Annotated in this window: 21 protein-coding genes and 1 pseudogene; 16 read left to right on the plus strand and 6 right to left on the minus strand. The window is 58.8% G+C overall.

All coding sequences use genetic code 11. From position 1 onward, the window contains the following. The coding region (locus tag KHQ28_RS08835; protein ID WP_211777590.1) for a DUF2754 family protein at positions 1 to 93 on the plus strand (93 nt) is incomplete at its 5' end. A gap of 32 nt (positions 94 to 125) precedes the next feature. On the opposite strand, the gene ddlA is transcribed toward KHQ28_RS08835, so the two are convergent. Next, positions 126 to 1,223, minus strand: a complete 1,098-nt coding sequence (ddlA, locus tag KHQ28_RS08840; protein WP_004151348.1) for a D-alanine--D-alanine ligase — start codon at positions 1,221 to 1,223, stop codon at positions 126 to 128. Positions 1,224 to 1,322: 99 nt separating this feature from the next. Here ddlA and KHQ28_RS08845 point away from each other — a divergent pair, with 99 nt between their 5' ends. From KHQ28_RS08845 to KHQ28_RS08865, 5 genes and pseudogenes are all read left to right on the plus strand, one after another. Next, entirely contained in the window at positions 1,323 to 2,006 is a 684-nt protein-coding gene (locus tag KHQ28_RS08845) for an extensin family protein (RefSeq protein WP_032419360.1), read from the plus strand. A gap of 169 nt (positions 2,007 to 2,175) precedes the next feature. After that, positions 2,176 to 3,349, plus strand: a pseudogene (locus KHQ28_RS08850) (multidrug efflux MFS transporter). Positions 3,350 to 3,632: 283 nt separating this feature from the next. Further along, a complete protein-coding gene (iraP, locus tag KHQ28_RS08855) occupies positions 3,633 to 3,893 on the plus strand; it encodes an anti-adapter protein IraP (protein ID WP_002890221.1) in 261 nt (86 codons plus the stop codon). Positions 3,894 to 3,982: 89 nt separating this feature from the next. Further along, the gene (gene phoA, locus KHQ28_RS08860) at positions 3,983 to 5,413 is read left to right on the plus strand and encodes an alkaline phosphatase (RefSeq protein WP_009485317.1); all 1,431 of its coding nucleotides are present in this window, start codon (positions 3,983 to 3,985) and stop codon (positions 5,411 to 5,413) included. A gap of 91 nt (positions 5,414 to 5,504) precedes the next feature. Beyond that, entirely contained in the window at positions 5,505 to 5,822 is a 318-nt protein-coding gene (locus KHQ28_RS08865) for a PsiF family protein (RefSeq protein ID WP_002890225.1), read from the plus strand. A gap of 67 nt (positions 5,823 to 5,889) precedes the next feature. Here the strand turns inward: KHQ28_RS08865 and proC are convergent, their stop codons facing one another. Next, complete coding sequence (proC, locus tag KHQ28_RS08870) at positions 5,890 to 6,699, minus strand: pyrroline-5-carboxylate reductase (RefSeq protein WP_002890227.1); 810 nt, start codon at positions 6,697 to 6,699, stop codon at positions 5,890 to 5,892. A gap of 116 nt (positions 6,700 to 6,815) precedes the next feature. On the opposite strand from proC, the gene KHQ28_RS08875 reads away from it, so the two are divergent. Next, a complete protein-coding gene (locus KHQ28_RS08875) occupies positions 6,816 to 7,274 on the plus strand; it encodes a YaiI/YqxD family protein (RefSeq protein ID WP_002890230.1) in 459 nt (152 codons plus the stop codon). On the opposite strand, the gene KHQ28_RS08880 is transcribed toward KHQ28_RS08875, so the two are convergent. After that, positions 7,271 to 7,981, minus strand: coding sequence for a DUF2076 domain-containing protein (locus KHQ28_RS08880; protein WP_032419359.1), 711 nt, complete (start codon positions 7,979 to 7,981; stop codon positions 7,271 to 7,273). The genes KHQ28_RS08875 and KHQ28_RS08880 overlap by 4 nt on opposite strands. Before the next feature lie 328 nt (positions 7,982 to 8,309). On the opposite strand from KHQ28_RS08880, the gene aroL reads away from it, so the two are divergent. From aroL to ppnP, 4 genes are all read left to right on the plus strand, one after another. Further along, a complete protein-coding gene (gene aroL / locus KHQ28_RS08885; protein WP_002890276.1) occupies positions 8,310 to 8,843 on the plus strand; it encodes a shikimate kinase AroL in 534 nt (177 codons plus the stop codon). 71 nt (positions 8,844 to 8,914) lie between these two features. After that, positions 8,915 to 9,106 carry a YaiA family protein gene (locus KHQ28_RS08890; protein ID WP_002890278.1) on the plus strand — a complete coding sequence of 64 codons (192 nt, stop codon included), beginning with the start codon at positions 8,915 to 8,917 and terminating at the stop codon, positions 9,104 to 9,106. Between the two features lie 250 nt (positions 9,107 to 9,356). Continuing rightward, on the plus strand, positions 9,357 to 10,037 hold the full coding sequence (locus tag KHQ28_RS08895) for an AroM family protein (RefSeq protein WP_004144619.1): 681 nt from the start codon (positions 9,357 to 9,359) through the stop codon (positions 10,035 to 10,037). 77 nt (positions 10,038 to 10,114) lie between these two features. Next, a complete protein-coding gene (gene ppnP / locus KHQ28_RS08900) occupies positions 10,115 to 10,399 on the plus strand; it encodes a pyrimidine/purine nucleoside phosphorylase (RefSeq protein WP_002890284.1) in 285 nt (94 codons plus the stop codon). A gap of 71 nt (positions 10,400 to 10,470) precedes the next feature. On the opposite strand, the gene rdgC is transcribed toward ppnP, so the two are convergent. Continuing rightward, entirely contained in the window at positions 10,471 to 11,382 is a 912-nt protein-coding gene (gene rdgC, locus KHQ28_RS08905; RefSeq protein WP_002890285.1) for a recombination-associated protein RdgC, read from the minus strand. A gap of 91 nt (positions 11,383 to 11,473) precedes the next feature. On the opposite strand from rdgC, the gene mak reads away from it, so the two are divergent. After that, complete coding sequence (mak, locus tag KHQ28_RS08910; protein ID WP_032419358.1) at positions 11,474 to 12,388, plus strand: fructokinase; 915 nt, start codon at positions 11,474 to 11,476, stop codon at positions 12,386 to 12,388. A gap of 73 nt (positions 12,389 to 12,461) precedes the next feature. Here mak and sbcC read toward each other — a convergent pair whose 3' ends face one another. Beyond that, positions 12,462 to 15,599, minus strand: a complete 3,138-nt coding sequence (sbcC, locus tag KHQ28_RS08915; protein WP_032419357.1) for an exonuclease subunit SbcC — start codon at positions 15,597 to 15,599, stop codon at positions 12,462 to 12,464. After that, the gene (sbcD, locus tag KHQ28_RS08920) at positions 15,596 to 16,801 is read right to left on the minus strand and encodes an exonuclease subunit SbcD (RefSeq protein WP_032419356.1); all 1,206 of its coding nucleotides are present in this window, start codon (positions 16,799 to 16,801) and stop codon (positions 15,596 to 15,598) included. Before sbcD ends, sbcC begins: the two co-directional genes overlap by 4 nt. Before the next feature lie 182 nt (positions 16,802 to 16,983). On the opposite strand from sbcD, the gene phoB reads away from it, so the two are divergent. The 4 genes from phoB (at position 16,984) to proY (ending at position 22,183) form a co-directional block, all read left to right on the plus strand. After that, positions 16,984 to 17,673, plus strand: coding sequence for a phosphate response regulator transcription factor PhoB (phoB, locus tag KHQ28_RS08925; protein ID WP_002890343.1), 690 nt, complete (start codon positions 16,984 to 16,986; stop codon positions 17,671 to 17,673). A 21-nt stretch (positions 17,674 to 17,694) separates the two neighbouring features. After that, positions 17,695 to 18,990, plus strand: coding sequence for a phosphate regulon sensor histidine kinase PhoR (phoR, locus tag KHQ28_RS08930; RefSeq protein ID WP_002890344.1), 1,296 nt, complete (start codon positions 17,695 to 17,697; stop codon positions 18,988 to 18,990). Positions 18,991 to 19,403: 413 nt separating this feature from the next. Next, positions 19,404 to 20,723 carry a branched-chain amino acid transporter carrier protein BrnQ gene (brnQ, locus tag KHQ28_RS08935; protein ID WP_004144627.1) on the plus strand — a complete coding sequence of 440 codons (1,320 nt, stop codon included), beginning with the start codon at positions 19,404 to 19,406 and terminating at the stop codon, positions 20,721 to 20,723. Positions 20,724 to 20,809: 86 nt separating this feature from the next. Then, complete coding sequence (gene proY, locus KHQ28_RS08940; protein WP_002890348.1) at positions 20,810 to 22,183, plus strand: proline-specific permease ProY; 1,374 nt, start codon at positions 20,810 to 20,812, stop codon at positions 22,181 to 22,183. The last annotated feature ends 48 nt before the right edge of the window (positions 22,184 to 22,231 follow it).

Raw genomic sequence — 22,231 nt, forward strand, 5'->3', positions numbered from 1 at the left:
TGGCAATCCTACGCCGTCGGTCTGATCACCTGGGTCATTAGCTTCTGGATTGCGGGCTTTGTGATCCGCCGCCGCCCGGCAGAAGAGGCCTGAGGCCGCCGCTGCCAGGCGGGGTAAAACGCGTTTTAGTTCATGGAGGTTTTCAGCGCCCGGTCCGCGGCATGGCGCTCCAGCGCCAGCTCAATCAGGCGGGTGATCAGGCTGGTGTAGTCGAGACCGCTGGCCTGCCACAGCTTCGGATACATGCTGATGTTGGTAAAGCCCGGCAGGGTGTTGATCTCGTTGATCACCACCTCGTTGTCGGCGGTGAGGAACACGTCGACACGAGCCATGCCGCTGCAGCCCAGGGTCTGGTAGGCCTGCACCGCGATAGCGCGAATTTTGTCGTTGATCTCAGGGGCGATAGCGGCCGGGACTACCACCTGCGCGCCCTGATCGTCGATATACTTGGTGTCGTAGGCGTAAAACTCGCTGTTGAGGACGATTTCACCGCAGGTGCTGGCCTGCGGGTGGTCGTTACCCAGCACCGCACACTCAATTTCCCGCCCTTTAATGCCTTGCTCCACCACCACTTTATGGTCAAATTCGAAGGCCAGGGCCACCGCCTGATGGTACTGCTCTTCGTTTTTAACTTTGCTGACGCCAACCGACGAGCCCTGATTAGCCGGCTTAACGAACAGCGGCAGGCCCAGCTTCGCTTCGACATCGGCAAAGCTGAACTGCGCGCGGTTGGCGCGGGTGAGTGTGATAAACGGGGCGACGGCGAGCCCGGCGTCGCGCAGCAGACGTTTGGTCACGTCTTTGTCCATACAGGCCGCAGAGCCCAGCACATCGGAGCCGACGAACGGCAGATTCGCCATGCGCAGCATCCCCTGCAGGGAGCCATCTTCACCCAGCGTGCCGTGGACGATCGGGAAAATCACATCGATGGCCGCCAGCGGTTGGCCGCTTTCGGCGTTAATCAGCTGCTGTGCTTCGCGGCCCGGGATCTGCGCCAGAGTCACCGTGGAAGGGCGCAGGGCAATGCGGGCAGGATCCTGTGCGTTGAGCAGGTAGTTGCCGGCGTCGTTGATATGCCACAGCCCCTGTTTATCAATACCCAACAGAACCACATCGAAGCGCGATTTATCAATCGCTTCCACGATATTCTTCGCTGACTGCAGCGACACTTCATGCTCCGCCGACTTGCCGCCAAAAACGATCCCAACCCTCATCTTTGCCATTTCAACTTCCATCCAGATAACATCAAAGGGCATAACATACCATGTGAAACCGCTGCCTGGCTGCCATAATATTTACCTGATCAATTGACGGGAGTGGGCGTGAGAGGAAAGACGCTGCTGGTGCTGGCCGGGCTGCTCGGCGCGGGCCTGTTGGGATACCGCAATCTGCCGCCGCACCTGAATCCGCTGGCGCCGCTGGCGCTGGACGATCCCCCAGGCTGGCTGACGTCGTTTAAGCTGCGCAGGCTGACGGCAGACCAGTGCGCCTCCCTGCTGGCGGAAGCCAATCGCCGGCGGCTTATCGCCAGCCGGCCGGTGGCCGACAGCGAGGGAAGCTGCCCTCTGCGTAACGTGGTGCGGGTGGCGAATTTTGGCTCGGTGCAGCTGAGCAGTAGTTTTCTCGCCAGCTGCCCGCTGGCGCTGAGCAGTGCGCTGTACATCGAGCAGCAGGCGAAGCCGCTGACCCGGCAGCTGATGGCGAGCGACCTGCGTCAGATCGATCATCTCGGCAGCTTTGCCTGCCGCAATATTTACCATCGTCAACAGGCGCGGCGCAGTGAACACGCCACGGCGGACGCGCTGGACGTCAGCGGTTTCCGTCTGGCGGACGGTAGACGCGTTAGCGTCCTGCAGGGCTGGCGGAGCGAGACTTCGCGCCCCTGGCTGGCGGCGCTGTTGCGCAGCAGTTGCCATTACTTCGGTAACGCGCTGGGGCCAGAGTACAACGCGGCTCACGCCAACCATTTTCATTTCGGCATGCGCGGGCAGGGCTTCTGCTTTTGAGCATAAAGCGCTATGAGCAGCCTAAATGACCAGAAAATGCTTCGTCAGGCTCTCATCCGCAGCCATAAAACACCAAACTCACCGCCAGCGCATCTATGGTAGTACGCCAGTGGGATGAAATTGCTAAGCTAGATAATAATTGGCAAATCATTAATGAATACGCGTAGTTATGGAATCCTGGAAGGTTAATCTCATCTCCGTCTGGTTTGGTTGCTTTTTTACCGGCCTGGCGATCAGTCAAATTCTCCCCTTTTTACCCCTCTACGTCTCCCAGCTCGGCGTCACCTCGCATGAAGCGCTATCGATGTGGTCGGGGCTGACCTTCAGCGTCACTTTTCTTGTCTCGGCGATCGTCTCGCCAATGTGGGGAAGCCTGGCGGACCGTAAAGGCCGCAAGCTCATGCTGCTGCGCGCCTCGTTGGGGATGGCGATTGCCATTTTACTGCAGGCCTTCGCCACCAACGTCTGGCAGCTGTTTATCCTGCGGGCGATCATGGGCTTAACCTCCGGTTATATTCCCAACGCCATGGCGCTGGTGGCCTCCCAGGTGCCGCGCGAGCGCAGCGGCTGGGCGCTAAGCACGCTGTCAACGGCGCAAATTAGCGGGGTGATCGGCGGTNNACGTCGGGCTGCGGATGGTCTTTTTTATTACGGCGATCCTGCTGACCATCAGTTTTCTGGTGACCCTGTTTCTGATTAAAGAGGGCGTTCGCCCGCAGGTCAGCAAAAGCGAGCGTCTCACCGGGAAACAAGTCTTTGCCTCTTTGCCCTATCCGGGGCTGGTGATCAGCCTGTTCTTCACCACCCTGGTGATCCAATTGTGCAACGGCTCAATCGGCCCGATTCTGGCGCTGTTTATTAAGTCGATGGCGCCGGACAGCAACAATATCGCTTTTCTGGCCGGGATGATCGCCGCGGTGCCCGGCGTGTCGGCACTGATTTCTGCGCCACGGTTGGGTAAGCTTGGCGACCGCATCGGCACCTCGCGGATCCTGCTGGCGACGCTCTGCTGCGCGGTGGTGATGTTCTTCGCCATGTCCTTTGTCACCACCCCGCTGCAATTGGGTACGCTGCGTTTTCTGCTCGGCTTTGCCGATGGCGCGATGCTCCCGGCGGTGCAGACCTTATTGCTGAAGTACAGCAGCGACAGCGTCACCGGGCGTATCTTTGGCTATAACCAGTCGTTTATGTATCTGGGCAACGTCGCCGGGCCGCTAATTGGCGCCTCTGTGTCAGCCATGGCCGGCTTCCGCTGGGTGTTTATTGCCACCGCCATTATCGTTTTCATTAACCTCTGGCAACTGGCGTGGATGCTGCGTCAAACCCGCCGGGCTAACGCCTGAACCTCTGCTGACGGTATTTATTGCGATACCGTCAGCGGATTTACTATTACTTTTTGTTATCGTCATGGCGTGAACGCTATTCCATTTTATTATTTTCCAGGCAATCTGGTTATAAGCAACCCCGGTCATGATTAAACAATACTATTTATAGTGGTATTTTATTGTGGTAAAACGTTTCGCTGTATATTGGGTGTTGCGATGATTCTTAATTTAAGTAATTCTGAGGTCCGTCATCGCGTATGACATCCCAATCAAAACAGGCCTCGCATAAGGAACTGGTGCTATGAAGAATCTCATTGCTGAGTTACTGGTTAAACTGGCGCAAAAGGAAGAAGAAGCAAAGGAACTGACGGTGCAGGTTGAAGCGCTGGAGATCGTGGTCACCGCATTATTGCGCCATATGGAGCATGATGCCCAGCAGGCATTGATTCAGGATATTGAACAGGCGATTGACCAGGTGACGCCCTGTCCGCCGGTCAACGACCATGATGCGATGCTGCTGCAGCAATATCTAAAGAAGCTGTTGCGGCATCCTCGTAGCTAGTCTTTGTGACACGACAAGGATGCCGTCATTTTTCTGTCATCTCCCTTTTATAAAGTCTCCCTCGTTTTGTTTTTTTAAGTATTTTTTACATGGAGATGACAAAAGTGAAATTAAGCGCCCTGTTTATTGCCCTGATTCCTCTACTGGGCTCGCCGGTTATTCATGCAGAAACTACTGCTGCGCCGGTTCTGGAAAATCGCGCTGCGCAGGGAGATATCACCACTCCTGGCGGCGCGCGTCGTTTAACAGGCGATCAAACCGAAGCGCTGCGCGCCTCGTTAATCAATAAGCCAGCTAAAAACGTTATTTTGCTGATTGGCGATGGCATGGGTGATTCGGAAATTACCGCTGCGCGAAACTATGCCGAGGGGGCGGGCGGTTTCTTTAAAGGAATTGATGCTCTGCCGTTAACCGGGCAGTACACGCATTATTCGCTGGATAAAAAAACCGGGAAACCGGACTACGTGACCGACTCGGCGGCCTCCGCCACCGCCTGGACCACCGGCGTGAAGACTTATAACGGCGCGCTGGGCGTCGATATTCATGAGAATGCGCATCAGACCATCCTTGAGCTGGCGAAAGCGGCGGGGCTGGCCACCGGCAACGTTTCCACCGCCGAGCTGCAGGATGCCACCCCCGCGGCGTTGGTAGCGCATGTGACATCGCGTAAATGCTACGGCCCGACGGTTACCAGCGAAAAATGCCCTAGCAATGCGCTGGAAAAAGGGGGCAAAGGCTCCATTACCGAACAGCTGCTGAACGCCCGACCGGATGTCACCCTGGGCGGCGGCGCGAAGACCTTTGCCGAAACGGCGACGGCGGGCGAGTGGCAGGGCAAAACCCTGCGCGAGCAGGCGCAAGCGCGCGGCTACCAGATTGTGACCGACGCGGCTTCTCTTGCCGCCGCGACGGAAGCCAGTCAGGATAAACCGCTGCTGGGACTCTTTGCCGATGGCAATATGCCGGTACGCTGGGAAGGGCCGAAGGCGTCTTATCACGGCAATATCGATAAGCCGCCGGTGACCTGTACGCCAAACCCGAAGCGTGACGCCTCGGTGCCGACGCTGGCGCAGATGACCGAGAAAGCGATTGACCTGCTGAGTCGCAACGAGAAAGGTTTCTTCCTGCAAGTCGAAGGCGCTTCCATCGATAAGCAGGACCATGCGGCGAATCCGTGCGGCCAGATCGGCGAAACGGTTGATCTTGACGAAGCGGTGCAGAAGGCGCTGGAATTCGCGCGAAAAGACGGTAATACCCTGGTGATCGTCACCGCCGACCATGCGCATGCCAGCCAGATCATCCCGGCGGATAGCAAAGCCCCGGGGCTGACCCAGGCTCTGAACACGCACGATGGCGCGGTGATGGTGATGAGCTACGGCAATTCTGAGGAAGAGTCGATGGAGCACACCGGCACCCAACTGCGCATTGCGGCCTACGGTCCGCATGCGGCTAACGTCGTCGGCCTGACCGATCAGACCGACCTGTTCTCGACCATGAAAGCTGCCCTGAGTCTCAAATAAGTCGCTGCCGGTGGCGAAATTGCGTCACCGGCTGGTTTTTTTTCTATCTGCGTCCAGACTTACAACGTTCCACTCACAGAAGGATGGTGCGATGAAAATAACTTTATTGATGACCCTACTGTTTGGCTTGATCTTTATCAGCGCGGTTGGCGCGGCAGAAAAAACGCCCACTCCTCAGCAGCAAAGGATGACGGACTGCAATCAGCAAGCGTCAGCCAAAATGCTGAAAGGTGAGGAGCGCAAAACCTTTATGAGCCAGTGTCTGAAAAAAGAGACCACGACCTCGCAGGGAAAGGCGCTCACCCCTCAGCAGCAGAAAATGAGCGACTGCAGCAAAGCGGCCACGGCGAAATCACTGAAGGGCGATGAACGCAGTACCTTCATGAGTAGCTGCCTGAAGAAAGCCTGAAAAAAAGGGAGCGCTCGCGCTCCCTTGTTCTTTAACCTCTCAGGGCTTGAAGCCCGCCAGCTCAGCTTCAGGAGCGGCTCAATTTCTCTGATTTTTCCATACACTGGGTGATGGCTTCGATTACCGCCGAGCGGAACCCTTTCTCTTCCAGCACGCGCACGGCTTCGATAGTGGTCCCGCCAGGGGAACAGACCATATCTTTCAGCGCCCCTGGGTGTTCTCCGCTCTCCAGCACCATTTTGGCGGAGCCCATCACCGCCTGGGCGGCGAATTTATAGGCCTGAGCGCGCGGCATTCCGCCGAGGACGGCGGCATCGGCCATCGCTTCGATAAACATAAAGACATAGGCCGGCGCCGAACCGCTTACCCCCACCACCGGATGGATCATCGGCTCGGCAATTTGCTCCGCCTGGCCAAAGCAACGGAAAATAGTCAGCACTTCGGCAACATCTTCGCTGCTCACCAGGGCGTTAGGCGTGACGGAGGTCATACCGGCGTTAACCAGCGACGGCGTATTCGGCATCGCGCGAATGATTTTGCGATCGTGGCCAAGGGCGCGCGCCAGCTGCTCAAGCGTAACGCCGGCGGCGATAGAGACCACCAGCGACTCTTTATTCAGGCTGGAGGCGATATCGCCCAGCACTTTGGTCATGATCCCCGGTTTAACCGCGCCGAAGACGATATCGGCAATCTGCGCCACTTCCTGGGCGCTGCTGGCGGCGTTGATGCCATACTGGTCGCGCAGAGCTGCAACCTTGTCCGGCGACGGGGTGTAGACCCAGATTTGTCCCGGCTGTACCTGACCGCTGGCGATCAGCCCGCCCAGAATGGCCTTACCCATATTGCCGCAGCCGATAAAGCCAATTTTCTTATCCATCACCATTCCCCTCTGCTTTTTTCGTTACGATCTGATTAGCTTACCATCCTGGCGCTTTCCTGGGGGAGAAAAGCAGGTAACATTGGCGTCACTTATTGCAGGTAACAGGAGCTGGCATGGCCATTTGGGTGGATGCGGACGCGTGTCCGAACGTGATTAAAGAGATTTTGTTCCGCGCGGCAGAGCGGACCCAGACTCCGCTGACGCTGGTGGCGAACCAGCCGCTGCGCGTGCCGCCGTCGCGTTTCATCCGCACCCTGCGGGTTGAGCAGGGTTTTGACGTGGCGGATAATGAAATCGTTCGCCAGTGCGCGGCGGGAGATTTAGTGATCACCGCCGACATCCCGCTGGCGGCGGAGGTGCTGGCGAAGGGCGGGGCGGCGCTGAATCCGCGCGGGGAACGTTACAGCGAGGCGACGATCCGCGAGCGGCTGACAATGCGGGATTTTATGGAGACATTACGGGCCAGCGGCGTTCAGACCGGCGGCCCGGATAGTTTATCGCAGCGCGATCGGCAACAGTTTGCCGCCGAGCTGGAGAAGTGGTTGCTGGCGGTTAAGCGTCGCCAGGGTTAAACCCAGCTATCGTCATCGCTGCCAAAATCATCGTCGCCAAAGCCGGCGTCGAAGTCGTCGTTCCAGGTATTGTCGGCAAGGAACTGATCGTCTCCCTGGCGGAACGGATCGTCACCTGCGGTGGTGTCCTGCGCGATGCTGTCCTGCGCGGAGGCGGCATCAGGCTGCGGCTTCTCTTCGATGATATTGACGATCTCCTGCGGGTGCGAGCCGCTGAACATATTGGTCAGCATATTGCCCAGCACCACGCCGCCTGCCACGCCAGCGGCCGTTTGCAGCGCGCCCGCCATAAAGCCGCCGCCGCGTGCGGCAGCCTGCGGGGCATAGTTCTGCTGCGGTGGTGGCGTATACTGCGGCTGAGCGCTGGTCTGCGGGCGACCATATTGCTCCGCGCCCGGGATAGGGTCAGAACCGCGTGACGAGCCGCCACCGCCAAACAGGCCGGAGAGGAAGCCGCCGCTGCTGGGCTTTGCCGCCTGCAGTTGGCTGACCTGACTCTCCAGCGCCTGGATGCGATCGTTAAGCTGTTTAATCGCGGCTTCCTGGATAAGAATGGTTTGCGCCATATAGTAGGGGGCCGCCGGCTGCGCGCTCACGTGTTGGGCAATCCGCTCCTCGGCGCTGGCATCGCGCGATGCGCTGTGCGCCTCAGCCTCTTTCAGCCGGGAAAACAGTCCATCAATAAGGCGTTGTTCTTCAGATTGCATGTTACATTCCTCTGTCACACTGTCGAATAGGCATCAGGGTGCTTCTGAAACATGATGTTGTAAATATGTTGCTTCGTAAAGCTATGCATAAATGTGTTACCGTTTACGCCAGCGGTGGATAAAAAATAACGCCAAGCGGAAAGTAAAGCTGGTTAAACACTAAATGCAATGATAAGTTTACATTAATAGCCCCTCTTCTCACCGTGGTAATGGGGTGTAAAGAAGTTGTGTAATTTTTTCTTTACGTATGCATTGCGGGACAGACAGCGATAATACGTGCTTTCGTTTTCATTTTTTTGCGACAGACGGAACCAGGGGGTCTTCGGTTATGACACAGCCTATCTTTCTTATTGGGCCACGCGGCTGCGGTAAAACCACCGTCGGCCATGCGCTGGCGCGAGCGCGGCATTTTCAGTTCTCCGATACCGATCATCGGCTACAGGCCCATGAGCAGCGGACGGTGGCTGAGATCGTGCAGGCGGAAGGGTGGGCGCGTTTTCGCGAACTGGAGACCCTGTCGCTGAAGGCCGTGACCCTGCCGAATACGGTAATCGCCACCGGCGGCGGTATTGTGCTGGCGGAAGGTAACCGTCAGTTTATGCGGGAGAATGGCGTGGTGATTTATCTGCAGGCCTCGGTGTCGGCGCTGATTGACCGTCTGGAAGCCTACCCGAAAGCCGAACAGCGGCCGACGCTGACCGGAAAACCGGTGCGCGAGGAAGTGGGCGAGGTACTGGCGCAGCGCGAAGCGTTATACCGGGACGCTGCCCACCATATTGTGGATGCCACGGCCTCGCCGGATCGGGTGGTGGAGCAGATTATGTCCATGCTATGCAGCGCGACGGCAACCCCGGTAAGTTAAGAATTTACTTACATTAAGGCGGCGAGGGGCGCCTATACTTAATAGTTCTGCTACCAGAAGAAGGAAGAACTATGCCAAACAGGCCCCCATATCCGAGAGAAGCGCGCGTGGTTGCGGTAGAGAAAGGTCCTCAGGGTCAGACGGTGACCTGGTATCAGCTCCGTGCGGATTATCCTGAGCCTGATTCGCTTATCAGTGAACATCCTACCGAGCAGGAAGCCGTGGATGCCAAACGGCGTTATGAAGATCCTGACAAGTCGTAACCCCCTGAGCCCGAATTGCCCGCCATGCTGGCAATATCGGGCGTATCTCACATTTTTTATTTATCAGTCGTACTAATGAATATCTAACACACGGATTTTTCAGGCACGGCGCCGCCGCCCGGCAATCTTTACATTCAACCGCGGCGTGGAGCTGCTACGCTTCTCGACGGTTGATTTTTACTCACCAGGGGGGCGGATGCTGTGTGTGGAAAGCCTGTGTTGAAGCAGTGGTTGTGAAAAGGTACATGATATGAGTAGTGCAACGATGGCAATTTTGACCATCGGCGTTGTGCCGCTGGCGGGAGTATTGCCGCTCCTGACCGAACATATCAGGGAAGAACAGATCGCCCACATCAGCCTGCTGGGCGAGATGACGCCTGACGAGGTAATGGCCGAGTACGCCGTAGGTGACGGCGAGAAAGGACTCCTGACCTTGCTCAGTAATAACCAGTTGGTGATGGTGTCGCGACAGAAAATTGAACGCGATGTCCGCAGCGCGATCGCGATGCTGGATCGACAACATTATGATGTGATCCTGCTGCTCAGTTCCGAACAGCTGACCGGTTTTACCACCCACCACGCGATCCTCCTCGAGCCGCAGCGGATCATCCCGCCGCTGGTGGCATCGATCGTCGATGGGCACCAGGTAGGGGTGATCGTGCCGGTGGAAGAGATCATGCCCATGCAGCGGCAAAAGTGGCTCTCGCTGGAAAAGTCGCCATACTACGCGCTGGCCAATCCGTTTACCGGCAGCGACAGCGAGCTATTAACCGCCGGCAAAACGCTGCTGGAGCAGGGCGCCGACGTGCTGGTCCTCGACTGTCTCGGTTACTATCAGCATCATCGCGATGTGTTACAAAAAGCCCTCGATGTTCCGGTTTTGCTGTCGAATGTGCTGGTTTCCCGACTGGCGGCAGAACTATTGGTCTAATGTGTTAATTTCACGTGACAGGGGCAAGGAGCGCCCCCTATATTGAGCCTTTAACCGACGATCAGAAGGGCTTGTTTATGCTTCAAAGCAATGAATACTTTGACGGAAAAGTGAAATCCATTGGCTTCACCAGCAGCAGTACCGGTCGCGCCAGCGTTGGCGTGATGGCGGAAGGGGAATACACCTTTGGTACGGCGCAGCCGGAAGAGATGACGGTAGTCAGCGGGGCGCTGAATGTCCTGCTGCCGGGTGAGACTGAGTGGAAAGTTTACGCTGCCGGCGAAGTTTTCAATGTGCCAGGCAACAGTGAATTTCATCTACAGGTGGCTGAGCCAACCTCTTATCTGTGCCGCTATCTGTAAGCCAGCGTGACGCCCGGCGCCTGCCGCCGGGTTGTTTTTTCCTTCCTGCCCGGCAGGAAGGAAAGCGGCGCTTAGCGCTGCGCTTCGCCGCCGAGCCCTTCCACCAGGCTTTGGATCAGGGCAGCCAGCTCGCCGGTCATTAAGATAAAGTCGGCGTCAAAGCGCTGGGCGAAATCTTCCCGATCGATATCTTCGTTTTGGTCGCGCAGTTCATCGCAGAACTTGAGGCGCTTAATTGACGCGTCGTCGCAGATCACAAACTGAATACGCTGCTGCCAGTCCAGCGCCAGCTTGGTGACAACCTTCCCGGCCTCAATGTGTACAGCGATTTCGTCGCTAACCAGATCCTGCTTCTTGGCGCGGATCACGCCGCCATCTTCCAGCATCGCTTTCAGCTCGGCTTCGTCCAGCAGCTGGAAGCCCTGCGCCACGGTGCCGGAGCGGACCCACTCGGTCAGCGTTAGCTCAATCGGATTCTCCAGGGTCAGCGGCACCACCGGCAGCGAGCCGAGGGTTTTACGCAGCAGGGCCAGAGTATCTTCCGCTTTCTTCGCGCTGGCGCAGTCGACCATGATCAGGCCGTTGACGGTGTCGATCCACATCATTGTCTGGCTGAAGCGGCTGAAGGCGCGCGGCAGTAGCGAGTGCAGCACTTCATCTTTCAGGGAATCTTTCTCGGTCTTCTTCAGCTTGCGGCCCTGATCGGCTTCCAGCTTCTGGATCTTTGCCTCCAGCGCCTGCTTAATCACCGGCGACGGCAGGATCTTCTCTTCTTTACGCGCGCAGATAATGATCTGGCCGTTTGCCGTATGCGTCAGCGCGTCGCTGTGCGATCCCATCGGCGACACCCAACCGGTTTTCGCCATATCCTGGCTGCCACAAGGGGTAAATGTCAGCTCGGCCAGCTGTTTTTCCATCTCCTCGGCGCGCAATTCGATATCGCGGCTGAGACGGTAAACCATTAAATTTTTGAACCACAGCATGATAATTTCCACGGCTTTGTCGTTAAATCAGGCGGGCATGATAGCGAATTGTCGCTATGCTTGCATTGTTAATCGGGGTGAGGAGCTGAGCGTGCGTATTGGTATTGATTTAGGTGGAACAAAAACCGAAGTGATAGCCCTGAGCGATCAGGGAGAGCAGCTGTTTCGCCACCGGTTACCCACGCCGCGGGAGGACTACCGGCAAACCATCGAGACCATCGCCACTCTGGTGGCGATGGCCGAGCAGGCGACCGGACAGCAGGGTACCGTGGGGATGGGCATTCCTGGCTCAATTTCGCCTTATACCGGGGTGGTGAAAAACGCCAACTCGACCTGGCTCAACGGCCAGCCCTTTGATAAGGACCTCAGCCTGCGCCTTGAGCGGGAAGTCCGGCTGGCTAACGATGCCAACTGTCTGGCGGTGTCGGAAGCGGTGGACGGCGCGGCGGCGGGGGCGCAAACGGTATTCGCGGTGATTATCGGCACCGGCTGCGGCGCCGGGGTGGCGCTCAACGGGCGGGCGCATATCGGCGGCAATGGTAACGCTGGCGAATGGGGACATAACCCATTGCCGTGGATGAACGACGATGAGCTGCGCTACCGTGCGGAAGTCCCTTGCTACTGCGGCAAACAGGGGTGTATCGAAACCTTTATCTCCGGCACCGGTTTCGCCACCGACTATCAGCGGCTGAGCGGCAAAGGGTTAACCGGCAGCGAGATTATGCGCCTGGTGGGAGAAGGTGACGAAAAGGCTGAACTGGCGCTTAGCCGCTATGAACAGCGGCTGGCGAAATCGCTGGCCCACGTGGTGAATATCCTCGACCCGGACGTTATCGTGCTGGGCGGCGGGATGAGCAACGTCGAACGACTGTATCAGACGGTGCCGGACCTGGTGGAGCAGTGGGTCTTCGGCGGCGAGTGTGAAACGCCGATCCGCAAAGCGATGCACGGCGACTCCAGCGGGGTACGCGGCGCGGCCTGGCTGTGGCCGCTCCAGGGGACCTGAACCGCTTCCCCGCACCCTAACCCTCTCCCTCGGGAGAGGGTTAGGGTGCGGGGACATCGCCATAATTCAGACCTCACTCCACCGCAAACGCTTTGTCCAGCCGGCTATAGCCCAGGCCGTTAATCTTCTTCACTTTGATCTGCACCGGAATGCGGTCTTTCATCGCCTCCACGTGGCTGATCACCCCGATAATCTTACCGCTGGCGTTAAGGGCATCCAGGGCGTCCAGCGCCGTGTCCAGCGTTTCGCTGTCGAGGGTGCCGAAGCCTTCATCAAGAAACAGGGAGTCAATCCGCGTCTTATGGCTCACCAGGTCTGACAGCGCCAGGGCCAGCGCCAGGCTGACGAGGAAACTTTCGCCGCCGGAGAGGGTGCGGGTGTCGCGCACGGCGTCGGCCTGCCAGGTATCGACAACCTCCAGCTCCAGCGCCTCGCTGGCCTTGCGCTGTAGCAGATAGCGGCCATGCAGGCGGTTGAGCTGCTGGTTTGCCAGCCAGACCAGATTATCCAGCGTCAGCCCCTGGGCGAATTTGCGGAACCGGTCGCCGGTGCTGGAGCCGATCAGCGAATTGAGATAGCCCCAGTCGTCCGCCAGCTGCGCCGCCTCTGCAATCTGCTGCCCCAGCGCCTGCTGCTGTTGACGGCTCTCTGCGTCCTGCCTGAGCTGCTGGCGGATCTCACCCTGGCGGGTAGTGTTATCCCGCAGCCGCTGGGCCAGGGCGTGCAGCTGGGTTTGCAGGGTGGGGACGTCAGCGTCCACCCCTTGCGGACGCAGCGCCAGGTGCGCCTCATGTTGCCGGGTCGCCTGCTCGCAGAGCGCGGCCGCCTGCTGAAGCTGCTGCTCCAGCGTCTGTTTTAACTGCGTCAGCCGCTGGGCGGTCTCGTCATCCAGCAGCGCGGCGAGGAACGCCTCCCGATCGCTAAAGCGGCTGGCGGCCAGGGCGGAGGTGAATTGCGCCTGCGACTGGTCCAGACGCGCCTTTTCCTGGGTTTCCTGCTGCTGCTGGGCGACAAGCTGGCTGTGCAGCGACAGGCATTCCTCGTGGATTTCGCGCCAGTTGTCCGGGATGGCCGACTCAGCTTCAACCTCTGTCTCGTCGCTGGTCGGCAGCGTCTCCAGCAGTGGCCGCAGAGCAGCGATTTGCTGCTGAATGGCATCATGTTGGGTCTGTTGCGCCTGCCACTGGGCAAATTCGCTTTCGCGAGCGTGCAGCCAGGCGGCTTCTGTCCCTTCTGCCGGCAGGCTCAGGGCCAGGGCCTGCAGGGCGCTCTCCAGTCCCTGGCGCGTGGCCGCCAGCTGCTGCTCGGCCTGGCGCTCCAGCGCCTGCTGATCGTTAAGCTGACTCTGCAACATCAGGCGCTGGCTGAGCTGATAGAGCTGCTGCTCGTAGCGCTCCTGCTCCTGCATCCAGTCGTTTATCTCTTGCGCAATATCCCGCGTGATGTGCAGAGAGGCGCAGGTCTCCTGCCACGCTTTAGTAAGCGCTTGCTCTTCCTCTGCGAGCCGCCCGGCCGCTTCGGTGTCACGCTGAAGCTGTTGCGTCAGGGCCTTGACCTGCCCGAGGATCAGCAGGCCTTCTTCTTTCAGCGCGGCGACCTCCTTTTCCAGCGCATCGCGGCGGCGCTGATTATCCGTGAGCGTCAACGAGGCGTATTGTTCAATCGCCGGGTGTTCACAGGCGCCGCACAGCGGACAGGGCTTACCCGCCTCGAGCCGGTCGCGGTAGCTTTCCAGGTCTTTAATCGTTTCTTCCCGCTGGCAGAGCGCCTTCAGGTCGAGATAGTGCTGGTTTTTGTCTTTATATTGTTCCCGGCGCAGCGTCAGGGTGGCGTTAAGTTTTACCTGCTCCGCCTGCGCCTGCTGGACGCTCTCGGCGTTCTGGCGCAGACGCTTGCGCAGCAGCTGATGCTGCTCATGCAGGGAGATCAGGCGCTGGCGCAGCGGCCGCGATTGGGTTTGCTGTTCTATCGCTGCGGCAACGTCATCCGCGCTCAGGGTGAGAGGGCTGGCTGGCAGCGTGGCCAGCTTCTGGCGTAGCGCGGCCAGGCGGGTGCTCTGAGCCGTTAGCTGTTGTTTATCCCGCGTCAGTTGCGAGAATTGCGCCCGCCAGCCGGCGATCTCCTGACCCCATAAGCGGAAACGCTCATGGGCGGCCAGCCACTGCGCCAGATCGGCCAGTTCAGCCTGACGCTGCTGCTGAGCGCGCAAGGCGCCCTGGCGGATGCGCGCGCGCAGCGCCGTGCTGGCAAGTAAGCGAGCATTTACTTCACTGATCCGCTGCCGGGTTTGCGCCAGGCCTGCCGTCTGCTCCTGCTGGCGCTCCCACAGGGGACGCAGTTGGGCGGCGGGCTGGGCCAGCTCAAGCTTCGCCAGCGCCGGGGCGGCGTCCGCCAGCGCCTGGCGGGCCTGCTGCTGCCGGGTGGCGGCCTGCTGCTGCTGCTGCGCCAGCTCGTCGCGGCGGGTCAGCCACTGGAGCTGCTGCTGCTGGCTCTGCTGCTGGGCCAGCAGGGCTTTTTCTTCGTCAGTAAGTACCTGCAAACTTTCCTGCAGCGCCTGCTGCTGGGCCTCCGTCAACAGGACGATGCCCGCCGCCTGGGCTTCGAACTTCTCCAGCGCATGGCGAGCGGCTTTGTGCTGTTCGTAGACCATGGCAGAAATCTGGCCGTAGATTTCCGTGCCGGTCAGCTCCTCCAGCAGCTCCGCGCGATCGCTCGGCTTCGCGTTCAGGAAGGCGGCAAATTGCCCCTGGGAAAGCAGCATCGAGCGGGTGAAGCGGCCATAGTCGAGGCCGGTAAGCGTCGCGGTTTGCTCCAGCTTGTCCGAGACTTTATCGGCGAGGATTTTGCCGTCAGCGCAGCGCGCCAGCTCGACGCGGGGCGCCTGCAGATTGCCATCCGGCTGGTTACGGGCCCGGTTCTGGCTCCAGAAAGCGCGGTAGGCGATGCCTTTTACTTCAAACTCGACTTCCGCCAGACACTCGGCGGTATCGCGGGTCATCAGGTCGTTTTGCGACTGGGAGACTTTATTCAGGCGCGGCGTCTCATGATAGAGCGCCAGGCAAATGGCATCGAGCAGCGTGGTTTTCCCGGCCCCGGTGGCGCCGGTAATGGCGAACAGGCCATTGCTGGCGAACGGCTCGGCGGTAAAGTCTATCTTCCATTCCCCTTTCAGGGAGTTGAGGTTTTTCAGGCGCAGACTGAGGATTTTCATGCGTTTTCGTCCTCCGCGGTGAGCGTATGCACCGTATGGGCGAACAGCTCATGCAGCCGGGCGCGCTTCATCTCGTCAATTTCGGTCAGCGCCAGCCGGCGCTCGAATACCTCCTCCAGCTTCAGTTCACTGAGCGTCTCCCGCTGGGCGTTGAGCAGTATTTTCTCGCGCTGCTCGCGGCTGCGGCGCACCAGCAGCACTTCCACCGGCAGATCCTCCGTCAGCGCCTGAATATGCCGCTGAATATCGTGCAGATAGTCCTCGGTGGTGATTTCGATATCCAGCCACACCGGCGGGTCCTGCTCGACGCCGCGCCACTGCTCCAGCTGGGCGGTGATGGCGGCCAGATCGCCTTTGATTACCGCCAGAGGCTGGGTCACGGGCACCTCCAGGGTTTCCACGGCGCTAAGTCGCCCCTCGCTAAAGCTCACCAGATGCACCGATTTCGCTTTGCCGGTTTCATCGAAGCTCAGCGGCAGCGGCGAGCCGCTGTAGCGGATATGCTCGCAGCCGCCGACCATCTGCGCCCGGTGAATATGGCCCAGCGCAATGTAGTCGGCAGGGGGGAAGTGTTGCGCCGGAAAGGCATCCAGTGTGCCGATGTAAATGTCGCGGACGGCATCGCTTTTGCTGGCGCCGACGGTGGTCAGATGGCCGCTGGCAATGATGGGCAGCGGCCGATCGCCGCGCAGCGCGCAGGCCTGCTGATACTGCTCCTGATAATAGTCGCTGATGGCGTGCAGCAGCTGCTGCTGTTTTTCCCGACCGGAGTGACCGGCCTGGCTGGTCACCAGCTCGCGCGGGCGTAAAAACGGCACCGGACAGAAGATGGCGCCCGGCGTGCCGTCGCGCAGCGGCAGCTCAATCGGCGCGTAGCCGGCGTTCGCCACCACGGTGGTGTGTAAAAAGGCGAGGATATCGCGGGATTCATTGAGCATCGCCACCGAGTCGTGGTTGCCCGCCAGCACCACCAGGCGACAGCCGGTCTGCTGCAACTGGACGACGAAACGGTTATACAGTTCGCGGGCGTAGCTCGGCGGCGAGCCGGTATCAAAAATATCGCCAGCCACGATAATGGCGTCGACTTCATGCTCCTGCGCGCGGTCCAGTAGCCAGGTAAGAAAAGCGTCGTGTTCGGCCGCGCGGCTTTTGCTGTAAAAATTCTGGCCCAGGTGCCAGTCGGAGGTGTGAAGGAGGCGCATAAATCTTCCCTAGCGAAAAAAGCATGGGCGGCAGTATACCACTTGTTAGTAAGGGGTAAGTCCGCGTCGTGCTTCAAAATACCCGATCATCAGACGGTCATTTTTTTCATAAATCTGTCACAAAAGTGACGCATAATGACGCCGCACTTCTATACTGATGGCTAAAAAACACAGGGTAAATAATGGCGAGAAGAATTCTGGTCGTTGAAGATGAAGCTCCAATCCGCGAAATGGTCTGCTTTGTTCTGGAGCAAAATGGCTTTCAGCCTGTCGAAGCGGAAGATTATGACAGCGCGGTGAATCAACTCAATGAACCCTGGCCTGATTTGATTCTCCTGGACTGGATGCTGCCGGGCGGTTCGGGGCTGCAGTTTATTAAACTGCTCAAGCGCGAGGCGATGACGCGGGATATTCCGGTAGTGATGCTGACCGCGCGTGGAGAAGAAGAGGATCGCGTTCGCGGCCTGGAGACCGGCGCGGATGACTACATCACCAAGCCTTTCTCTCCGAAAGAGCTGGTGGCGCGAATCAAAGCGGTGATGCGCCGTATTTCACCGATGGCGGTGGAAGAGGTGATCGAAATGCAGGGGCTGAGCCTCGACCCTTCATCGCACCGGGTAATGACCGGCGACAGTCCGCTGGATATGGGACCGACGGAATTTAAATTATTGCACTTCTTTATGACCCATCCGGAGCGGGTGTACAGCCGCGAACAGCTGCTGAACCACGTCTGGGGGACCAACGTTTATGTGGAAGACCGCACGGTGGACGTCCATATTCGCCGCCTGCGCAAAGCGCTGGAACACAGTGGCCATGATCGTATGGTGCAAACGGTTCGCGGCACGGGGTATCGTTTCTCCGCCCGTTTCTGAATTTTGACAGGAGTGTGACCCGTGCTGGAACGGCTGTCATGGAAAAGGCTGGCGCTGGAGCTCTTTTTAGCGTGTATTCCGGCCCTGATTCTGGGGGCGTTTGTGGGTCATCTGCCGTGGTTTTTACTGGCGGCAGTGACCGGTTTGCTGATCTGGCATTTCTGGAATTTGATGCGCCTGTCGTGGTGGCTGTGGGTGGACCGGAGCATGACTCCTCCGCCTGGCCGCGGCAGTTGGGAGCCGCTGCTGTATGGTCTGCACCAGATGCAGATGCGTAATAAAAAGCGTCGGCGCGAGCTGGGAAGCCTGATTAAACGCTTTCGCAGCGGGGCGGAATCGCTGCCGGATGCGGTCGTCCTGACCACGGAAGAGGGGGCTATTTTCTGGTGTAATGGCCTGGCGCAGCAGATTCTAAACCTGCGCTGGCCGGACGACAGTGGCCAAAACATTCTTAACCTTCTGCGCTATCCTGAGTTCGCCAACTATCTGAAACAGCGCGATTTTTCAAAGCCGCTCAATCTGGTGCTGAATAACGCCCGTCATCTGGAAATTCGCGTGATGCCCTACAGCGACAAGCAGTGGCTGATGGTGGCGCGCGACGTGACGCAGATGCATCAGCTGGAAGGGGCGCGGCGGAACTTTTTCGCCAACGTCAGCCATGAGTTGCGCACCCCACTGACGGTGCTGCAGGGCTATCTGGAGATGATGCAGGAGCAGGTGCTGGAGGGGGCGACCCGAGAAAAAGCCCTGCACACCATGCGGGAGCAAACTCAACGTATGGAAGGCCTGGTAAAGCAGCTGCTGACGCTGTCGCGTATTGAAGCCGCGCCGGCGCTGGCGATGAATGATCGCATCGACGTGCCGATGATGCTGCGGGTGGTGGAGCGCGAGGCGCAAACTCTCAGCCAGGAGAAACAGACGCTGATCTTCACCGTCGATGAGCAGCTCAAGGTGCTGGGTAATGAGGAGCAGCTGCGCAGCGCCATCTCCAACCTGGTCTATAACGCGGTGAACCACACCCCGCCGGGGACCGAAATTCGCGTCAGCTGGCAGCGAACCCCGCAGGGAGCGCTGTTCAGCGTCGAGGATAACGGGCCAGGCATTGCGCCGGAGCATATTCCCCGTCTGACCGAGCGTTTTTATCGGGTGGATAAAGCCCGTTCCCGGCAAACGGGGGGCAGTGGCCTGGGACTGGCGATCGTCAAACACGCGGTTAACCATCATGACAGCCGGCTGGAAATCGACAGCACGGTGGGCAAGGGAACCCGCTTTAGCTTCCTGCTCCCGGAACGATTAATTGCCAAAAATGACGCCTGATCGACGCGCTGTCAGTTTATCTTGCCAATGACCAGCTTCAGCTGGTCATTTTCATTGGCAGTCGTTTTTTCTCGCCTATTTAATGAGCGTGCGCTGCTTTTTTGTTCGCATGATAAGCCACGGGTTTTCTATCAATATGGTAAATGATTCTGGTGTGAAAGGCATAACCAGCATAATCATCTGCTTTTGCGATCGTGCCTTGCTTTAAAACGTTATAAGCGTTTAAATTGCGCCTGCGCAGTCGATGACAGACTGCTTTTGCGTGGTAATACCAAAAACAATTCTTTCCCACGCCGCTTCGGGAGCATATCTCGCTGAGTTTACCGGCAATGGCCGCTGTATCGTCCCTGAGAGGGGAGCGCGGTATTTTTCCATTTTTTTACAACACCACATCCACAGGCAGTAATGAATTTATGACCCATCAGTTAAAATCTCGCGACATCATAGCGTTGGGCTTTATGACCTTCGCGTTGTTCGTTGGCGCAGGCAACATTATTTTCCCTCCGATGGTTGGCTTACAGGCGGGCGAGCACGTCTGGACGGCGGCGATCGGCTTCCTGATCACTGCGGTGGGTCTGCCGGTGCTGACGGTGGTGGCGCTGGCGAAAGTCGGCGGCGGCGTTGAAAGCCTGAGCACCCCGATTGGTAAAGTGGCCGGTATCCTGCTGGCGGTGGTGTGCTATCTCGCGGTAGGACCGCTGTTCGCGACGCCGCGTACCGCGACCGTCTCCTTTGAGGTCGGTATTGCGCCGCTGACCGGCGACGGCCCGCTGCCGCTGCTGATCTACAGCGTTATTTACTTCGCGCTGGTGATTCTGGTCTCCCTCTATCCGGGCAAACTGCTGGACACCGTGGGCAATTTCCTTGCGCCGCTGAAAATTATCGCCCTGATTGTGCTGGCGGTCGCCGCCATCATCTGGCCAGCGGGCCCGATCAGCGACGCGCTGGAAGCGTATCGTACGGCGCCATTCTCCAATGGCTTCGTCAACGGCTACCTGACCATGGATACCCTCGGCGCGATGGTGTTCGGCATCGTGATTGTTAATGCCGCTCGCTCACGCGGCGTCAGCGAAGCGCGTCTGTTGACCCGCTATACCGTCTGGGCTGGCCTGATGGCGGGCGTCGGCCTGACCCTGCTGTATCTGGCGCTGTTCCGTCTGGGCTCTGACAGCGCTACTCTCGTGGATCAGTCCGCCAACGGCGCGGCGATCCTCCATGCCTACGTGCAGCACACCTTCGGCGGGGCGGGCAGTTTCCTGCTGGCGGCGCTGATCTTCATCGCTTGCCTGGTGACGGCGGTGGGCCTGACCTGCGCCTGCGCTGAGTTCTTTGCCCAGTATCTGCCGTTCTCCTATCGCACGCTGGTCTTTGTTCTCGGCCTGTTCTCCATGGCGGTCTCCAATTTGGGCCTTAGCCATCTGATCCAGGTATCGATTCCGGTGCTGACCGCTATCTATCCGCCGTGTATCGCACTGGTTGTATTAAGCTTTACCCGCAGTTGGTGGCATAATTCGTCCCGCGTTATCGCGCCGGCCATGTTTATCAGCCTGATGTTTGGTATCATTGACGGGATTAAGTCATCGGCATTTGCCGCGATTCTGCCGGACTGGACCGCGCGTCTGCCGCTGGCGGAGCAGGGCCTGGCCTGGCTGATGCCCACCGCCGTGATGACCATTCTCGCGGTGATCTGGGATCGCGCAGCCGGACGTCAGGTGACTTCCAGCGCGCATTAACCGGCGGTGAGGACAAGCGTTTAACCACGGGACTTCGGGTTCCGTGGTTTTTTATTTTTTGTGTTAAACGGCATTGAAAAACCACGATGGAAAGTAGTAACAAGCTTAAGCGCGGGCTAAGCACCCGGCACATTCGCTTTATGGCCCTGGGTTCCGCCATCGGCACCGGGCTTTTTTACGGCTCGGCCGACGCCATTAAAATGGCCGGACCCAGCGTACTGTTGGCCTACATTATCGGCGGCGTCGCGGCATATATCATTATGCGGGCGCTCGGTGAGATGTCGGTGCATAACCCTGCCGCCAGCTCATTCTCCCGCTATGCCCAGGAAAACCTCGGCGGACTGGCGGGCTATATCACCGGCTGGACCTACTGCTTTGAAATCCTGATCGTCGCCATCGCCGACGTTACCGCCTTCGGCATCTACATGGGCGTCTGGTTCCCGACGGTGCCGCACTGGATCTGGGTGCTCAGCGTGGTGCTGATCATCTGCGCCGTCAACCTGATGAGCGTCAAGGTGTTTGGCGAGCTGGAGTTCTGGTTCTCGTTCTTCAAAGTGGCCACCATTATCATCATGATCCTCGCCGGGTTCGGCATCATTATCTGGGGGATCGGCAACGGCGGCCAGCCGACGGGGATTCATAATCTGTGGAGCAACGGCGGCTTCTTCAGCAACGGCTGGCTGGGAATGGTGATGTCGCTGCAGATGGTGATGTTCGCTTACGGCGGCATCGAAATCATCGGCATTACCGCCGGTGAGGCGAAGGACCCGGAGAAATCCATTCCGCGCGCCATCAACTCGGTGCCGATGCGCATTCTGGTGTTCTACGTCGGCACGCTGTTCGTCATTATGTCCATCTACCCGTGGAATCAGGTGGGAACCGACGGCAGCCCCTTCGTCCTGACCTTCCAGCATCTGGGCATTACCTTCGCGGCCAGTATTCTTAACTTCGTGGTCCTGACGGCTTCGCTGTCGGCGATTAACTCCGACGTGTTCGGCGTGGGCCGTATGCTGCACGGCATGGCTGAGCAGGGCAGCGCGCCGAAGGTGTTCGCTAAAACGTCGCGTCGCGGTATTCCGTGGGTGACGGTGATGGTGATGACCATTGCGCTGCTGTTTGCGGTATACCTAAATTACATCATGCCGGAGAACGTTTTCCTGGTGATCGCCTCCCTGGCCACCTTCGCCACGGTGTGGGTGTGGATTATGATCCTGCTGTCACAGATAGCCTTCCGCCGCCGTCTGTCGCCCGAAGAGGTTAAGGCGCTGAAATTCAAAGTCCCTGGCGGGGTGGTGACCACGGTGATCGGCCTGCTGTTCCTGGCCTTTATTATCGCCCTTATCGGCTATCATCCGGACACCCGCATCTCGCTGTACGTCGGTATGGCGTGGATTGCGCTGTTGCTGCTCGGCTGGGTCTTTAAGACCCGCCGTGAGCGCCGCCTGGCGCAGGCTCAGTAATCGACATCGCCCCGGTCAGCATCGCGCGGCCGGGGCGGGTTGCGGTCC

The organism is Klebsiella sp. 28 (assembly GCF_018223905.1).
Taxonomy (GTDB): domain Bacteria; phylum Pseudomonadota; class Gammaproteobacteria; order Enterobacterales; family Enterobacteriaceae; genus Klebsiella; species Klebsiella pneumoniae.

Bases quoted from the DNA above. Each gene is read 5' to 3' on its own strand.
- sbcD (WP_032419356.1), bottom strand. From the start codon at position 16,801: ATGCGCCTCCTTCACACCTCCGACTGGCACCTGGGCCAGAATTTTTAC.
- KHQ28_RS08890 (WP_002890278.1), top strand. From the start codon at position 8,915: ATGCCAAACAGGCCCCCATATCCGAGAGAAGCGCGCGTGGTTGCGGTA.
- KHQ28_RS08880 (WP_032419359.1), bottom strand. From the start codon at position 7,981: ATGCAATCTGAAGAACAACGCCTTATTGATGGACTGTTTTCCCGGCTG.
- proY (WP_002890348.1), top strand. From the start codon at position 20,810: ATGGAAAGTAGTAACAAGCTTAAGCGCGGGCTAAGCACCCGGCACATT.
- ddlA (WP_004151348.1), bottom strand. From the start codon at position 1,223: ATGGCAAAGATGAGGGTTGGGATCGTTTTTGGCGGCAAGTCGGCGGAG.
- proC (WP_002890227.1), bottom strand. From the start codon at position 6,699: ATGGATAAGAAAATTGGCTTTATCGGCTGCGGCAATATGGGTAAGGCC.
- iraP (WP_002890221.1), top strand. From the start codon at position 3,633: ATGAAGAATCTCATTGCTGAGTTACTGGTTAAACTGGCGCAAAAGGAA.
- phoB (WP_002890343.1), top strand. From the start codon at position 16,984: ATGGCGAGAAGAATTCTGGTCGTTGAAGATGAAGCTCCAATCCGCGAA.
- KHQ28_RS08875 (WP_002890230.1), top strand. From the start codon at position 6,816: ATGGCCATTTGGGTGGATGCGGACGCGTGTCCGAACGTGATTAAAGAG.
- KHQ28_RS08895 (WP_004144619.1), top strand. From the start codon at position 9,357: ATGAGTAGTGCAACGATGGCAATTTTGACCATCGGCGTTGTGCCGCTG.
- rdgC (WP_002890285.1), bottom strand. From the start codon at position 11,382: ATGCTGTGGTTCAAAAATTTAATGGTTTACCGTCTCAGCCGCGATATC.
- aroL (WP_002890276.1), top strand. From the start codon at position 8,310: ATGACACAGCCTATCTTTCTTATTGGGCCACGCGGCTGCGGTAAAACC.
- sbcC (WP_032419357.1), bottom strand. From the start codon at position 15,599: ATGAAAATCCTCAGTCTGCGCCTGAAAAACCTCAACTCCCTGAAAGGG.
- KHQ28_RS08865 (WP_002890225.1), top strand. From the start codon at position 5,505: ATGAAAATAACTTTATTGATGACCCTACTGTTTGGCTTGATCTTTATC.
- phoA (WP_009485317.1), top strand. From the start codon at position 3,983: ATGGAGATGACAAAAGTGAAATTAAGCGCCCTGTTTATTGCCCTGATT.
- ppnP (WP_002890284.1), top strand. From the start codon at position 10,115: ATGCTTCAAAGCAATGAATACTTTGACGGAAAAGTGAAATCCATTGGC.
- brnQ (WP_004144627.1), top strand. From the start codon at position 19,404: ATGACCCATCAGTTAAAATCTCGCGACATCATAGCGTTGGGCTTTATG.